A 15,842-nucleotide genomic window follows, 5' to 3' on the forward strand; every position below is an offset into this window, starting at 1 on the left:
CCATGCTCACGCCTTGACATCCGCCATCGGCATGAGGGCGCCCCGATGCATGATGACCTGAAGCGATACCGCATGTCCCTTGACAATCGCTGTCTCTGCAGGAGCTCCGGACATTAGCGCCGAGAGAAAGCCGCCGTTGAAACTGTCGCCCGCGCCTGTGGTATCCACGGGCTTAACCCGTTCCAGCGCATCCATGCGATGGCGGCTTTCCGCTCCGGCAAACAGCATCGGTCCGCCGCCATTCTTGACCAGCACGGATTTTGCCCCGGCCGCCAGATAGCGGTCGGCACAGGCGTCGAGATCCGCATCGCCGAAATGCGCCGCCTCGTCATCAAAGCTCGGCAGGACGATATCGGCCACGCCGGCCGCCTGCATCGTGGTGGCGCGCATCACTTCCGGCGATGACCAGAGACGCGGGCGCAAATTCGGATCGAAAACCGTCGTCTTTCCGACGCGCCGCGCCGCGGCCAGTTCCTCGAGCAATGTGCTCCGTCCCGCCTCCGGCAGAATGGCCATGGTGATGCCCGAAAAATAGATCACATCGGCCGCCTCGAAGGCCGATGACATAAAGACCCTGTCATCTGCCAGGGTCTTGGCCGCCGACTGGTCGCGCCAATAGGTGAAGCTACGCTCTCCATCGGTGATCTCGATCATGTAGAGGCCCGGGCGCCGCGTCGGATCGCGGCCGATGCGGCTGGTGTCGATGCCGTTTTCAGTGAAGAAATTCAGCATCTTGGCGGAGTAAGGGTCTTCGCCGAGCCGGGTGAAGTAGGCGACATTCCAACTCTCTTGCGGCAGGCATGCACGTACATACCAGGCGGTATTCATCGTATCTCCGGCAAAGCCGAGGCGGAAGTCTCCATTCTCCAGCGCCGCCATCTCGATCATGCATTCGCCCACGGAAAGAAATGTCTTCCGGTCCATCCTGTCGCTCCTCCAGCCGTCTTCAATGTCGTCTCGCACAAGGCCGGTAAGGGCGCAAGGATCGCGGACATCCGCTTTCCTCAATTGTGCGTTTCTTCCTCATGAATGTCTTGCTGAGCCGTTGAAGTTTTGCCGACGCTTGATAAAGTCTGTTCAGCATTGAACTGATTTTGCAGCATGAAAAGTGAGGCCGAAGGGGAACCATACGGCCGGGAGAGAAAGAATGACGAAGACCCTGTTTGACTTGTCGGGCCAGACGGCCCTCATCACCGGCGGCTCGCGCGGGCTCGGCCTGCAGATTGCCGAAGTCCTGTCCGACCACGGCGCACGCGTGATCCTGACGGCGCGCAAGCAGTCGGAGCTTGACGAGTCCGTCGCCCATATTACCGGGCGTGGCGGCAAGGCAATCGGAATTGCCGGCGATATGTCGAAGATCGAGGATATACCGGACTTCGCCGCCAAGGTTCTCGATGCGAGCGGGACGGGTGTGCAGATCCTTGTCAACAATGCGGGCGCGACATGGGGTGCGCCGGTCGAGGACTATCCTCTTGAGGCGTGGCACAAAGTCATGAATCTGAATGTCACATCCATCTTCATGCTCAGCCGTGAAATCGGCCGCCTTGCCATGATCCCGGCGGGCTACGGTCGCATTCTGAATATTGCCTCCGTTGCAGGTCTCGGCGGCAATCGCGCAGACCTCAACATGAAGACGATCGCCTATAATACGTCGAAGGGCGCGGTGATCAATTTCACCAAGACTCTGGCCGTCGAATGGGGACATCACGGCATTACGGTCAATGCACTTTGCCCGGGCTTCTTCCCGACCAAGATGGCCAAGGGTCTGATGGATCAGATGGGCGAGGCGCTACTGCCCTCTGTTCCGAATGGCCGCTTCGGTGGCCCCGAAGACCTGAAGGCGCCCGCGTTGTTGTTCTGCTCCAAGGCCTCCGGGCACGTGACGGGGCAGTGGCTCGCCGTCGACGGCGGAATGACCGCCTCCGGTTGAGAGGCGGTCGCAGTCTTTCACGCGAGTGCGGCGTTAGAAGCGGACGCCAAGGCCAGCATTGACCACGTGCTGGTTGAAGCCGACAGATGCGCCGCCGCCGCTGAGCGTCTCAAACTGGTTGAAGCGATATTCTCCGCGGGCGAAAATGGAGTCGGTGATCTTGAAGTCGACGCCGGCGCCGACGGTGTAGCCGTTTAGCCACTGATTGGCGCTGCCGAGGCCCGAGACTTTGGCAAACAGATTGGTTCCGGTCCAGCCGCCGGCAAGGAACAGATTGGCGGGGCCAAGGTCGTAGCCGACCTTTCCACGAACGCTGGCGCCGAAATCGGTGCCGATGCTGCCGGTAAACCCGCCAGCCGTCGCGCTCAGGGAGTTCCGGTCATAGGAGATGTCGCCTTCGAGGCCGATAAGCCAGCCTTGACCGATCAGAAAATCGGCACCGGCGAAGCCGCCGATGCGTCCGCCGTTCATATCGGTACTGCCAGCTGTCCCGCCAACGGTTGCTGTTGCATGGAGTGAACCATAGCCGCCAAACGCGCCGACATAGAAATTGTCTCCGGCTATGGCGGCAAAAGGGACGGCCGAAAGCGTTGCCGCCATAACCACGATTCGCATGATTCAGTCGCCTTGAGTGCGCTTCAGATAAGCACAACTATGGCCTTATTCCCTTTAGGATAAGTGAACGTAAAGCAGGTCTTTCGTGACAGGCAAAGGCTGCCGTCAACACACACTCTGAAGCTTCGGCTGTGTCTCAGTTCTCCGAAGATCAAGCAAGCCCCGCCGCCCCGATTTCTCCTGCCAGCCAATCCGACAGCCTTGCGGCTGCGGGGTGCGGCTGCCTGTTTGCGGGGGTGACGAAATAGTAGCTGCTGCGACTTTCGATGGCGCGGTCGATGACCTTCACCAGTGCCCCCTCCTGCAGCTCCGCCTCAATCAGGAAAAGCGGCATCAACGCCACGCCGAGCCCGGCAATGCAGGCCTGCGAGACATGCATGAACTGTTCGAAGCGCATGCCTTCGCGGTGCGATCGCTTGACCCCCAGCGTCGAAAACCAGTGCTGCCAAGCTTCCGGCCGCGACGCCATTTCGAGAAGCGGCATGGAGACGAGCGCTTCAGGAGACTTCACCGGGTTTTCTTTCAGGAAGGCCGGACTGCAGACCGGCACCACATATTCTCGCATGAGAAAGCGGAAGTGGCTGTCTGGCCAGTCCGGCTTGCCGACATGGACGGCGGCATCCAATTCTTCCTGCTCGAAATTGACCCGTCCTATGCGCGTTGCAAAATTGACCGTCAGGCCGGGATGCTGCTTGAGGAAAGACGGCATGCGCGGCATGAGCCAGCGGGTGCCGAAGGTCGGCAGGATGGCAAGGCCGAAGCCGGCCGAGGCGTTGTCAGACATCGCCTCCAGCGAGAGCAGCCGCAGGTTTCTCAGCAGAACGTCGGCGCCCTCCGCATAGCGCCGGCCCTTGTCCGTCAGCTCGACGCCCCGGTTGGTTCGATTGATCAGCGCGACACCCAGCTGCGCTTCGAGAAGCGCGACATGGCGGCTGATGGCGCCCGGCGTCAGGTTCAGCGCCGCTGCGGCGGCGCTCATGCTGCCCAGACGCGCAACGGCGTCGAAGGCGGAGAGGGCGGCAGTCGAGGGGAGAAGTCGGCGTTGGGTCGGTTCCATCTGCTTTGAGTAAAGCTCAAAGCGCGGAAAGTAAATATGATTTGCGCAGGTCGGGGAAACCGTCGACACTCGACGCAACAATCGAGGAGCTGCCTTATCATGTCATCGAGTTTTTCCTGGAACGATCCCTTCCTTCTGGACGACCAGCTTTCGGACGAAGAGCGTATGATCCGCGACAGCGCCGCCGCCTTTGCCGAGGCCGAGCTGCTGCCGCGCGTCAACGAGGCCTATCTGCATGAAACGCCCGCTCCGGAGCTGTTCCCGCTGATGGGCAAGGCCGGTCTTCTCGGTGTGACGCTGCCGGAAAAATATGGTGCTGCGGACGCCAACTACGTCTCCTACGGCCTTGTCGCGCGCGAAGTGGAGCGCATCGATAGCGGTTATCGCTCCATGATGAGCGTGCAGTCCTCGCTGGTGATTCACCCGATCAATGCCTATGGCTCGGAAGAGCAGAAGGACAAGTATCTGCCCGGTCTTGTTTCGGGCGAACTGATCGGCTGCTTTGGCCTGACCGAGCCGGATGCCGGCTCCGATCCGGCGGGCATGAAGACCCGCGCCGAGAAGATCACCGGCGGTTATCGCCTCAAGGGCGCGAAGATGTGGATCTCGAATTCACCTTTCGCCGATGTCTTCGTCGTCTGGGCGAAATCGGAGGCCCATGATGGCCAGATCCGCGGTTTCATCCTCGAGAAGGGCATGAAGGGCCTGTCTGCCCCCGCCATCAAGGGCAAGCTGTCGTTACGCGCTTCCACCACGGGCGAAATCGTTCTCGATGGCGTGGAAGTCGGCGAAGATGCGCTGCTGCCTAATGTCTCGGGTCTGAAGGGTCCCTTCGGCTGCCTCAATCGCGCCCGCTACGGCATTTCCTGGGGCGCGATGGGCGCTGCCGAAGACTGCTGGTTCCGCGCCCGCCAATATGGTCTTGACCGTCACCAGTTCGGCAAGCCGCTCGCCGGCACGCAGCTTTTCCAGAAGAAACTTGCCGATATGCAGACGGAAATCGCGCTCGGTCTTCAGGCGTCGCTCCGTGTTGGCCGTCTGATGGATGAGCACAAGTTCGCACCGGAGATGATTTCCATCATCAAGCGCAACAATTGCGGCAAGGCGCTGGACATCGCCCGCCAGGCCCGCGACATGCATGGCGGCAACGGCATCCAGATCGAATACCACATCATGCGTCACGCGCAGAACCTGGAGACTGTGAACACCTACGAGGGGACGCATGATGTGCATGCGCTGATCCTCGGCCGTGCGCAGACCGGCGTTCAGGCGTTCTTCTGATGGAGACGGCCCCGTCCTCGCCGCTTGCCGGCCTCAAGGTAATCGAGCTCGCGCGCATTCTGGCTGGTCCCTGGATCGGCCAGACGCTGGCCGATCTCGGTGCCGATGTCATCAAGGTCGAAAGCCCCGAGGGTGACGACACGCGCGGCTGGGGCCCGCCCTTTATCGAGATCGATGGTGAGAAATCGGCAGCCTATTTCCATGCCTGCAATCGCGGCAAGCGTTCCGTGATTGCCGATTTCGGCAAGCAGGAGGATCGCGAATTCGTTCTCGCGTTGCTCAAGGATGCCGATGTCGTCATCGAGAATTTCAAGGTCGGCGGTCTGAAGAAATTCGGGCTCGACTATGAAAGTCTCAAGGCGCTCAATCCGCGCCTCATCTATTGCTCCGTAACCGGCTTCGGCCAGACCGGGCCGTATGCGGCCCGCGCGGGCTATGACTTCATGATCCAGGGCATGAGCGGGTTCATGGACCTGACCGGCGAGCCGGACGGCCCGCCGGAAAAGATCGGTGTTGCACTCGCCGACATCATCACCGGCCTTTACGGAACGATTGCCATCCAGGCCGCGTTGGCGCAAAGGCTGACAACCGGCAGGGGGCAGCATATCGACATGGCGCTCTTCGACACGATGAGCGGTGTGCTGGCCAACCAGGCCATGAACTTCCTCGCCTCCGGCATCGCGCCGCGCCGGCTCGGTAACGCGCATCCGAATATCGTGCCCTACCAGACGTTCGCAGTGAGCGATGGCCATGTCATTATCGCCTGCGGCAACGACCGGCAGTTTACCGCTATTTGCGACATTCTCGGCCTCGAAGGCGTGGCGAGCGACGAACGCTATGCGACGAACCGGGCACGAGTGGAAAATCGTGCGGAGGTTACCCGTATGGTCGAGGCGAAAACCCTGTCTTTCTCCCGTGATCAACTTCTGGCATTGCTCGAAGAAAGATCGGTTCCGGCCGGCCCGATCAATACGGTGGCGGATGTCTTTGCAGATCCGCAGTTCCAGCATCGCGGCATGCGCATCGATCCTGAGGGCATCCCGGGGATTCGTTCTCCCATGGTCTTTTCGGAGGCGGCGCTGGAGACATCGCGGCGTGCGCCCAAGCGGGGCGAGCATGACGCGCAAGTGAGGGCTGCCGTGAAAGCGACAGGCACGGTCTCCTGAAGAGCGAGAAGACCCAGCGTCAGGCGGTCTGGGGGAGCGCCCGCAGAGAGACGGTCATTGCTCTGATGCAGTTTCGACCGGCGGCCTTGGCTGCGTAAAGCGCGCGGTCCGCCTCGGAGAAAAGCTCCGATGCCGAAAGATCTGCGCCGTCGTCTGTGCAAATCCCAACCGAGAGGGTCACGGAACTCAAGCCGGATTGGCTTTGCTGTGTCCCGATGACACTCATCTCGCGTTGCAGCGCTTCGGCATACTGCATGAGCTGCGACGCGCAATCCTCTCCTGAGGCGATGGCGGCAAACTCGTCACCCCCAAGCCGGGTCGGAGTCACGCCAGGCCCGGCGTGGTCCAGCATGCAGAGCGCCAGCGAACAGAGAATCTGATCGCCCGCGGCGTGGCCCAGATTGTCGTTCACGGACTTGAATTGATCGACATCGATAAGCGCCAGCGCAACCGGCGCGTCGCCATGAACAAGCCCGGCCAGCGTCTGGTTGAACACGGATCGATTGGAAAGACCCGTCAACGGATCTGTCGTCGCAAGCCGCCTGAGGGTTTCGTTTGCGGTATGCACTTCGCTATTGGCCTGCTGCAGCGATGACGCGAGTTCGGTTGCCTGCAGCCTTGTCGCGTGGTTGGTGTAAAACTGCTGCTCGCTGATGACGGCGATCCGGATCAGCATGCCCATGAGAAGCAGCACGTTGGATGCGATCACATAATCGATCGTGTCGCCCTGACGGATCAGCTGCAGGATCGTGGCGATCAGGATCGGCGTAGCGAATGCCACCGATATTCGCCAGTAGGCGAGGCTCTGGATGGTCGCGCCCGTGGTGATCCCGGCCATGATGAAGACAATATAAGCACTCGTGCGGCTTGGAACCGAATCCAGGAAATATGTCGGCAACGGGGCCCATGAAAGACCGGCCAGGAGTGCCAGGAGGGTCAGTGTCCGCAACGTGGCCCGAGGGTCGGACTGCGGGGCCTCCAGCCTTGCGGCTCTCAGCCCGTATGCGAGCCGAAAGAGATTGAGGCAGATAATGGCGGCCAGCCAGAGGAAGATAATGGTGCCGCCGCGTTCATCGTAAATCAGCAGAGCAGCAGAACTCGCGATGAAGCAATTGGCCATCAGCGTCACGGTGAGATTCGAGAACGCACTCTTGAGTTGTGCTCTTCTGACATCCAACTCATATGCGTCGTCGTTTCCGCTCACGAAATATGCCTTCGCCTGTGTTTGTTCTTTTATATATTGATTTACTTATAAATGAAAAGCCTTTCGAAAGGATTTCATGACAGGGCGGGATTTTAGCGAGTATGCCTATATCGGCTCGAGGCCACGCACTTCTCCACATCTCCTGCCTAGCCTTCAACGCCCACCGTTCGCGGGCGAGCGGTGCGGCTGCCCCTTACAGCAGGCGCTGGCGGCGATCCACGAGATAGAAGATCCCCAGAATGGACATGAGAAAAGCAATGCCGCTCATCGTCAACAGACGAGCCCCGAAAGTTTCGCGGGTGTTATCGGCGGGTACGGTCTCCGCATCACGGGTTGCGTGCCCCATCAAATGACGCGTCAGGCGCGCATTGATGGCGACATCCACGCTGTCATCTTTCGGGTCGCCCTCAGGTCTTTCCGGTTGGAATGCCAATAATCCCGCTCCGTTCACCACTGCAATGCATTTTATTCACAATATGTTAACCTTATTCGCAAGCAGGTATTTTGGCAACCGTCTTTGCAAAGGCCTTGCTTATGAATGCGCGGCCTGTCGTGCAGATGCGCAAAGCGGGCGTCGTTACGCGGCGCGACATTCTTATGACTTGTGTCGCGTCGATTATTCCCGGTGCCGTCCGCTTGCAAGGCCGGCGAACACGAGTTCGCGCAGCCGCGTCGCCAGCGGACTCATCATCTGGTGTTTGCGCGAGATGAGGTGATAGGGCGTGACGACGACGGAATCGGCGAGGTCAAGGGCAGCGATTCGTCCGCCGAAGCCCTTCGGCCCGAGCAGTTCCACTACTTCCTGAGTGATTGGCGCAATGGCGTCCGAACTTGTCAGATAGGAGATCATCACGAGAAGCGACGTCGTGTTGACCGTCTCTTGCGGGGAGGGGAGACCCTGGCTCAGAAAGGCTTCCTCGATCGCATGGCGAAGCGGCGTCCGCGGTGCCTGCATCACCCATTCAAAATTGGAGAGATCACCGAGCCGCAGCTTCTTGCGCGTCGCCAGCGGATGGCCATCGCGGACGAGAAAACGAATGATTTCAACGCGTCCGGTCAGAATGTTGAACTGTCTCGAGTCCGTTCCGGGCGGCAGGCGTGAGAGAACGAAATCGTATTCGCCGTCGATCAGCCCCTGAATCAGCACGTCGCTCGGTGCGACGTCCACATAGATGTCAGCCGCACCCGCATTGGCCTTCAGCTTCTGGATGGCGGGCACGACGAAGGCGACGGCTCCGCCGGTGACAGAGCCCACGCGCACACTGCCGGCCTTGCCGGAAGTCACGGCCGTCACCTCCTGCAAGGTCTGTTCGAGACCGTTCAGCAGGCCGGCGGCATTGCGGGCCAGAATTTCCCCAGCCGGCGTGGCGGTCATGCCCTTGGGATGGCGCACGAAAAGCGTCATGCCGACCATGCGCTCGATGCTCGCCAGCATGCGAGATGCCGCCGGCTGCGTCAGCGACATGCGCTCGGCTGCTATGGCCAATTGGCCCGTTTCATAAATGGCCCGGATGAGGCGAAAGTCTTTGAGTTGAAGCCGGTTTTGAAGAACTTGCACGATGGGTTACCAAATTTGTTATGCAGATTGACTGCAAATGCAATTGAAAGTCAAGTTGCGACTTTTCTAATTGGCGTCGGGATCAAACGGGTCTCAAGGGTGTCGTCAACGTGCTGTTTTGAAAGCGATCGTGACGATGTCGTATCAATCCGGGAGGATTAAATGAAGAAAGTTATTTCCGCTCTGGCGTCGATTGCACTCGGCGTCGGTCTATTGGCCGCGCCTGCATTTTCGGCCGACAAGGGCCTCGTTGGCATCGCAATGCCGACGAAGTCGTCCACGCGCTGGATCTCCGACGGCGAAAGCATGGTCAAGAGCCTGAAGGCGCTCGGTTACGACACCGATCTTCAGTTCGCTGAAGACGATATTCCGAACCAGCTCGCCCAGATCGAGAACATGGTCACCAAGGGCGCCAAGGTTCTGGTCATCGGCTCCATCGACGGCACGACGCTGTCGGACATTCTCGCCAAGGCTCATCAGGCCGGCGTGAAGGTTTTCGCCTATGACCGCCTCATCCGCGAAACTCCGAATGTCGACTATTACGCGACCTTCGACAACTTCAAGGTTGGCGTGCTCCAGGCTGAATCCCTCGTAAAGGGTCTGAAGGAACGCTTCCCGAACGTGAAGCCGTGGAACGTGGAGCTCTTCGGCGGCTCGCCGGACGACAACAACGCCTTCTTCTTCTACGATGGCGCCATGAGCGTCCTGAAGCCGATGATCGACAAGGGCGAGATCGCCATTCCGTCGGGTCAGATGGGCATGGACAAGGTCGGTACGCTGCGTTGGGACGGTGCTGTTGCACAGGCTCGCATGGACAACCTGCTTTCGGCCAACTACACCTCGAAGAAGGTCAACGGCGTACTGTCTCCCTATGATGGTCTGTCGCGCGGCATCATCTCCTCGCTCAAGGGCGTTGGCTATGATCCGGCCGGCAAGGAATTCCCGATCGTCACCGGTCAGGATGCCGAGCTTGCTTCCGTCAAGGGCATGATCGCCGGCGAACAGTATTCGACCATCTTCAAGGACACCCGCGACCTCGCTGCAACGACCGCCAAGATGGTTGACGCCGTGATGCAGGGCAAGACGCCGGAAGTGAACGACACCAAGACCTACAACAATGGCGTCAAGGTTGTTCCGTCCATGCTGCTGTCGCCCCATGTTGTCTACAAGGACGACATCGAGAAGGTTCTCGTCGGCTCCGGTTACTACACCAAGGACCAGATCGCCAAGTAAACCTGGTTAACGAACAGGGGAAGTCCGGCCGCGAGCCGGGCTTCCTCACTTCAGAAATACCTGCCGCTATCCATGACATGGTGGCCTCTGCCTTGATATCCGGTTTATCGGAAGGGCAGGGAAGCGTGCGGCGGTCAGTGAAGACGCGACCGGCACCCGATAAAAATAACAACGCCCGCATCATGCCTGCGACAATGTTCGCGAATGTGCTACGATACGCCGGGGGAGAGAAATGCAGCCAATTCTCGAAATGCGAGACATCACCAAGACGTTCCCGGGCGTGAAAGCGCTGACGAATGTGAACCTTTCCGTGATGCCTGCAGAAATTCACGCCATTGTCGGTGAAAATGGCGCTGGCAAGTCCACGCTGATGAAGGTTCTGTCCGGGGTGTATCCGGACGGTACATTCACCGGCAAGATCATGTTCGAGGGCAAGGAACAGAAGTTCTCGGCCATTAGCGACAGCGAAGACATCGGCATCATCATCATTCACCAGGAACTGGCCCTGGTGCCGCTTCTTTCGATCGCGGAAAACCTCTTCCTCGGGCACGAAACGGCGAAGATGGGCGTGATCAACTGGTACGAGGCCTTTGCCCGCACCAAGGAACTTCTGGCGAAGGTCGGCCTCAACGAGAGCCCCGACACGCTGATCACCAATATCGGTACCGGCAAGCAGCAGCTCGTTGAAATCGCCAAGGCGCTGAACAAGAAGGTGAAGCTGCTGATCCTCGACGAACCGACGTCGAGCCTGAACGAGAAGGATTCCGACGCGCTCCTGGAGCTGCTCATGGGTTTCCGCTCGCAGGGCATTTCGTCGATCCTGATCACGCACAAGTTGAACGAAGTGACCAAGGTTGCCGACCGCATCACGGTCATCCGCGATGGCTCCACCATCGACACGATGGACTGTTCCGACGGTACGGTCGATGAAGACCGCATCATCCGCGCCATGGTCGGTCGCGAATTGTCGGACCGCTATCCGCCGCGTCATGCGACGATCGGTCAGCCGGTTCTGGAAGTGAAGGACTGGTCGGTCTATCACCCGCATCACGCCGAACGCCATACGATCAAGGGCGTGAACCTCACCGTGAACGCCGGCGAAGTCGTTGGTATTGCCGGCCTCATGGGGGCAGGGCGCACGGAATTCGCGATGTCGCTCTTCGGCCGTTCCTGGGGCCAGAAGATCACGGGCTCGGTCAAGCTTCACGGCAAGGAAGTCGATGTCTCGACCATACCGCGCGCCGTCGATGCCGGCCTGGCTTACGTGACCGAAGACCGCAAGACCTATGGTCTGGTCCTCATAGACCACATCAAGCACAACATCACGCTTGCCAATCTCGAGGATGTCTCGAAGAAGGGCGTGATCGACGATATCCGCGAATTGCAGGTCGCCAACGGCTATCGCCGCGACCTGGGGATTCGTTCTTCGAGCGTCTTCCAGAAGACCGGCAACCTCTCGGGTGGCAACCAGCAGAAGGTTGTCTTGTCCAAGTGGCTGTTTTCCGGTCCGGACGTGCTCATTCTGGATGAACCGACGCGCGGCATCGATGTCGGCGCGAAATACGAAATCTATGGCATCATCAACAAGCTGGCCGAAGCCGGTAAGGCCGTGATCGTGATCTCGTCTGAAATGCCCGAGCTTCTCGGCATGTCGGACCGGATATATGTCATGAACGAAGGCCGCTTTGTTGCTGAAATGCCCGTCGCGGAGGCCTCGCAGGAGGCCATCATGCGCGCGATAATGAGATCATAGGAGAGAAACATGGCCCAGGCGACGGAAACTTCGCGGGATAAAATCGATATTCTGCACTTCGTGAAGGCGAACATCCGCGACTACGCGCTGTTGATCTCCCTTCTCATCATCATGGCCTATTTCCAGTATTCGACCAATGGCACGTTGTTCATGCCGGTCAATATGACGAACATCATCCTGCAGAACAGTTACATCGTCATCATGGCGCTGGGCATGCTGCTGATCATCGTTGCGGGTCACATCGACCTGTCGGTCGGTTCGGTTTCCGGCTTCATCGGCGCGGTGGCGGCCGTGTTCATGGTGCAATGGAAGTGGGACCCCGTCATCTCGGTGGTGATCTGCCTTGCGCTCGGCGCGCTCATCGGCGCTCTGCAGGGCTACTTTGTGGCGTTCTACCGCATTCCTGCCTTCATCGTGACGCTCGCGGGTATGCTTGTATTCAAGGGGCTGGCGCTCACCGTTCTCGGCGGCGCCTCTGTTGGTCCGTTCCCGAAGGAATTCCAGCTTCTGTCTTCGGGCTATGTCCCTGACTTCACGACCTTCCAGCTCTTTGGTCAGCCTTTCAACGTGCTGGCTATGCTGATCGGTGTCATCGTCACGGCTCTGATCATCCGTGCGAACGTCAAGGAACGCAGCAACCAGCTTCAGCATTCCATGGCTGAAGAGCCGAGCATGATCTTCCTCGGCCGCAACATCCTGATTGCGATCGGCTTCCTGGGCTTCACCTATCTGATGGCACGCTATCGCGGTCTGCCGAACGTTCTGATCGTGATGTTCGCACTCATCGTGCTCTTCACCTTCATTACGACGCGCACGACCTTCGGCCGCCGTATCTATGCGCTGGGCGGTAACGAAAAGGCAGCCAAGCTCTCCGGTATCAACACCGAGCGCCTGATCCTGCTCACCTTCACCATCATGGGTGCGCTGGCTGGTCTCGCCGGTCTCATCTTCGCGGCCCGCCTCAACGTGGCAACCCCGAAGGCTGGTCTCGGCTTCGAACTCGACGTGATCGCGGCCTGCTTCATCGGCGGCGCGGCCACCACCGGCGGCGTCGGCAAGGTTGTCGGCGCGGTCATCGGCGCCTTCCTGATGGGTGTCATGAACAACGGCATGTCGATCATGGGTATCGGCATCGACCTGCAGCAGGTGATCAAGGGCGTCGTACTGATGCTCGCGGTGTTCCTGGACGTTTACTACAAGCAGAAGGCGGGCTGATTTTTCAGCCCGGACCTGGAGGAAACTCCAGTCAAAAGCGCGCTGCGCCTTTTGAGAATGAGCAAGTGCCCCAGCGTTTCGGCGGTTCCAATCCCGCCGAAGCACTGCGGCCATCCCTTACGAAACATAACCTTTCAAAGGTGCCCTATGACTTTCAAGCCTGCTCAATGGCCTAGAAAACTGCGTTCTCAGGAATGGTTCGGCGGTAACGGGCGAGACCAGATCTATCACCGCGGCTGGATGAAGAACCAGGGTCTCCCGCACCACATGTTCGACGGTCGCCCGGTCATCGGCATCCTCAACACTTGGTCGGAGCTGACGCCCTGCAACGCGCATCTGCGCGACCTGGCTGAAAAGGTGAAGTACGGCGTCTATGAAGCCGGTGGCTTCCCGGTCGAAGTTCCGGTTTTCTCGGCCTCTGAAAGCGCCTTCCGCCCGACGGCCATGATGTTCCGCAACCTTGCAGCACTCGCGGTCGAAGAAGCGATCCGCGGCCAACCGATGGATGGCTGCGTGCTCCTCGTCGGCTGCGACAAGACCACGCCGTCGCTGCTCATGGGTGCTGCATCCTGCGACTTGCCGACCATCATGGTCTCAGGCGGTCCGATGCTCAACGGCTATTTCCGCGGCGAGCGCGTCGGTTCCGGCACGCATCTGTGGAAGTTCTCCGAAGCCGTGAAGGCAGGCGAGATGACGCAGGCGGAGTTCGCCCAGGCCGAAGCCTCGATGTCGCGTTCGCCGGGTTCGTGCAACACGATGGGCACGGCGTCCACCATGGCCTCCATGATGGAATCGCTCGGCATGACGCTCTCCGGCAATGCCGCGATCCCGGCCGTCGACAGTCGCCGCCGCGTCATGGCGCACATGACGGGCATGCGTATCGTGCAGATGGTCAAGGACGACCTGAAGCCCTCCGACATCCTGAAGAAGGAAAACTTCGAAAACGCCATCCGCACCAATGGCGCGATCGGCGGCTCGACCAACGCCGTGATCCATCTTCTGGCGATTGCCGGCCGCGTCGGCATTGACCTGACGCTGGACGACTGGGACCGCTGTGGCCGCGAGGTTTCGACGATCGTCAACCTCATGCCCTCGGGCAAGTACCTGATGGAAGAGTTCTTCTATGCCGGCGGCCTGCCGGTCGTCATCAAGCGCCTCGGTGAGGCCGGCCTCCTGAACAAGGATGCGCTGACCGTGTCGGGCGGCCCGATCTGGGACGAAGTGAAGGACGTCGTCAATTACAATGAAGACGTGATCCTGCCAGCTGACAGGCCGCTGACCGCGCATGGCGGTATCGCGGTTCTCAAGGGCAACCTGGCTCCGAAGGGCGCGGTTCTGAAGCCTTCGGCTGCTTCGCCGCACCTGATGAAGCATCGCGGCCGCGCCGTGGTCTTCGAAGACATCGACGACTACAAGGCCAAGATCAACGACGAGAACCTCGACATCGACGAGACCTGCGTCATGGTCATGAAGAACTGTGGCCCCAAAGGCTATCCGGGCATGGCCGAAGTCGGCAACATGGGCCTTCCGCCCAAGGTGCTGCGCAAGGGCATCACCGACATGGTCCGCATCTCGGATGCGCGCATGTCCGGCACCGCCTATGGCACCGTGGTTCTGCACACCTCGCCAGAAGCTGCTGCCGGTGGCCCGCTGGCTGTTGTCCGCACGGGCGACATGATCGAGCTAGACGTCGAAGCGCGCCGCATCCATCTCGACATCTCCGATGCCGAACTGCAGGCGCGTCTTGCCGAATGGAAGCCGCTGCCGGATCAGCCGGAGTCGGGTTACGCCTGGCTGCACCAGAACCACGTCATGGGTGCGGACACGGGTGCCGACCTCGACTTCCTCAAGGGCTGCCGCGGCGCTCCGGTTGGAAGGGATTCACACTGATGGTCATGAAACTTGCCCTTGTCGGCATCGGCAAGATTGCAGTCGACCAGCACGTTCCGGCGCTGAAGGCGTCGTCGGACTGGGAGCTGGTTGCGACCGTGTCGCGCCATGGAACAGTGGAAGGCGTCGAGGCTTTCGACGATTTCCACAAGATGCTCGCTGCCCGTCCGGACGTCGAGACAGTATCGCTCTGCCTGCCGCCTGTTCCGCGCTTTGACTATGCCAAGGCGGCCATCGAAGCGGGGCGTCATGTCATGCTCGAAAAGCCGCCGGGCGCCACCGTTTCCGAATGCCATGCGCTCGAAGCGCTGGCCCGCAAGGCCGGTGTTTCGATCTATGCGACCTGGCATTCGCGCGAAGCAGAAGGCGTTGCCGCTGCCAAGGCGTGGCTCAAGGACAAGGCGCTGAAGTCGCTGAAGGTGACGTGGAAGGAAGATGTGCGTCGCTGGCATCCGGGTCAGGCCTGGATCTGGCAGGCGGGTGGTCTCGGTGTCTTCGATCCCGGCATCAATGCTCTGTCCATCGTGACCGAGATCCTGCCCGTGCCGATCCATCTGAAGTCGGCTGAGCTGTCCTTCCCGTCGAATTGCGAAACGCCGATTGCAGCCTCGCTCGACTTCTTCCACCCACAGGGTGCTGAGGTTTCGGCCGTGTTCGATTTCCGCCAGGAAGGTGAACAGACATGGTCGATCGACGTTGAGACGGACGAGGGAAAGTTCAGCCTGACAGAAGGCGGCGCGAACCTCTTCATCAATGGCGAACGGCAGGCGGCGCTTGAGGGCGGTCTGACCCTGTCAGGCGAATATCCGCGCCTTTACGCCAAGATGGCGGCGCTGGTGAAAGCCCGCGCCATCCACATGGACATCTCGCCGATGGCGCATGTTGCCGATGCCTTCCTGCTCGGCAAGCGCGTGACCGTCGAACCGTTTTACGAATAAGG

14 protein-coding genes are annotated in these 15,842 nt (G+C 59.9%); 8 read left to right on the forward strand and 6 right to left on the reverse strand.

What is annotated here, in order from left to right; all coding sequences use genetic code 11:
• Window positions 1–6: 6 nt before the first annotated feature.
• Window positions 7–924 (reverse strand): sugar kinase, encoded by a 918-nt coding sequence (locus tag LQK83_RS09535; RefSeq protein ID WP_230837167.1) that lies wholly within the window; start codon window positions 922–924, stop codon window positions 7–9.
• Between the two features lie 223 nt (window positions 925–1,147).
• Here LQK83_RS09535 and LQK83_RS09540 point away from each other — a divergent pair, with 223 nt between their 5' ends.
• A complete protein-coding gene (locus LQK83_RS09540) occupies window positions 1,148–1,930 on the forward strand; it encodes an SDR family oxidoreductase (RefSeq protein WP_230837168.1) in 783 nt (260 codons plus the stop codon).
• A 33-nt stretch (window positions 1,931–1,963) separates the two neighbouring features.
• On the opposite strand, the gene LQK83_RS09545 is transcribed toward LQK83_RS09540, so the two are convergent.
• Window positions 1,964–2,530: an outer membrane protein gene (locus LQK83_RS09545; protein WP_230837169.1), complete on the reverse strand. Its 567-nt coding sequence runs from the start codon at window positions 2,528–2,530 to the stop codon at window positions 1,964–1,966.
• A 166-nt stretch (window positions 2,531–2,696) separates the two neighbouring features.
• A complete protein-coding gene (locus LQK83_RS09550; protein ID WP_230837170.1) occupies window positions 2,697–3,602 on the reverse strand; it encodes a LysR family transcriptional regulator in 906 nt (301 codons plus the stop codon).
• A 99-nt stretch (window positions 3,603–3,701) separates the two neighbouring features.
• Here LQK83_RS09550 and LQK83_RS09555 point away from each other — a divergent pair, with 99 nt between their 5' ends.
• Window positions 3,702–4,883 (forward strand): acyl-CoA dehydrogenase, encoded by a 1,182-nt coding sequence (locus LQK83_RS09555; RefSeq protein WP_269065421.1) that lies wholly within the window; start codon window positions 3,702–3,704, stop codon window positions 4,881–4,883.
• Window positions 4,883–6,049, forward strand: coding sequence for a CaiB/BaiF CoA transferase family protein (locus tag LQK83_RS09560; RefSeq protein ID WP_230837171.1), 1,167 nt, complete (start codon window positions 4,883–4,885; stop codon window positions 6,047–6,049). The genes LQK83_RS09555 and LQK83_RS09560 overlap by 1 nt, the downstream gene beginning before the upstream one ends.
• A 19-nt stretch (window positions 6,050–6,068) precedes the next feature.
• On the opposite strand, the gene LQK83_RS21750 is transcribed toward LQK83_RS09560, so the two are convergent.
• From LQK83_RS21750 to LQK83_RS09575, 3 genes are all read right to left on the reverse strand, one after another.
• Window positions 6,069–7,253 (reverse strand): GGDEF domain-containing protein, encoded by a 1,185-nt coding sequence (locus tag LQK83_RS21750; RefSeq protein WP_230837172.1) that lies wholly within the window; start codon window positions 7,251–7,253, stop codon window positions 6,069–6,071.
• 193 nt (window positions 7,254–7,446) lie between these two features.
• A complete protein-coding gene (locus LQK83_RS09570; RefSeq protein ID WP_230837173.1) occupies window positions 7,447–7,686 on the reverse strand; it encodes a hypothetical protein in 240 nt (79 codons plus the stop codon).
• A 183-nt stretch (window positions 7,687–7,869) separates the two neighbouring features.
• Window positions 7,870–8,811, reverse strand: coding sequence for a LysR family transcriptional regulator (locus tag LQK83_RS09575; RefSeq protein ID WP_330166275.1), 942 nt, complete (start codon window positions 8,809–8,811; stop codon window positions 7,870–7,872).
• A 162-nt stretch (window positions 8,812–8,973) separates the two neighbouring features.
• On the opposite strand from LQK83_RS09575, the gene chvE reads away from it, so the two are divergent.
• The 5 genes from chvE (at window position 8,974) to LQK83_RS09600 (ending at window position 15,840) form a co-directional block, all read left to right on the forward strand.
• Window positions 8,974–10,044, forward strand: coding sequence for a multiple monosaccharide ABC transporter substrate-binding protein (chvE, locus tag LQK83_RS09580; RefSeq protein WP_230837175.1), 1,071 nt, complete (start codon window positions 8,974–8,976; stop codon window positions 10,042–10,044).
• Window positions 10,045–10,276: 232 nt separating this feature from the next.
• Window positions 10,277–11,797, forward strand: a complete 1,521-nt coding sequence (mmsA, locus tag LQK83_RS09585) for a multiple monosaccharide ABC transporter ATP-binding protein (RefSeq protein ID WP_230837176.1) — start codon at window positions 10,277–10,279, stop codon at window positions 11,795–11,797.
• Between the two features lie 9 nt (window positions 11,798–11,806).
• Window positions 11,807–13,012, forward strand: coding sequence for a multiple monosaccharide ABC transporter permease (gene mmsB, locus LQK83_RS09590; RefSeq protein ID WP_230837177.1), 1,206 nt, complete (start codon window positions 11,807–11,809; stop codon window positions 13,010–13,012).
• 147 nt (window positions 13,013–13,159) lie between these two features.
• The gene (gene araD, locus LQK83_RS09595) at window positions 13,160–14,902 is read left to right on the forward strand and encodes an L-arabinonate dehydratase (RefSeq protein WP_230837178.1); all 1,743 of its coding nucleotides are present in this window, start codon (window positions 13,160–13,162) and stop codon (window positions 14,900–14,902) included.
• Window positions 14,902–15,840, forward strand: coding sequence for a Gfo/Idh/MocA family protein (locus LQK83_RS09600; protein ID WP_230837179.1), 939 nt, complete (start codon window positions 14,902–14,904; stop codon window positions 15,838–15,840). Before araD ends, LQK83_RS09600 begins: the two co-directional genes overlap by 1 nt.
• Window positions 15,841–15,842: the final 2 nt, after the last annotated feature.

The organism is Rhizobium sp. C1 (genome assembly GCF_021026335.1).
Classification (GTDB): Bacteria; Pseudomonadota; Alphaproteobacteria; order Rhizobiales; family Rhizobiaceae; genus Ensifer_A.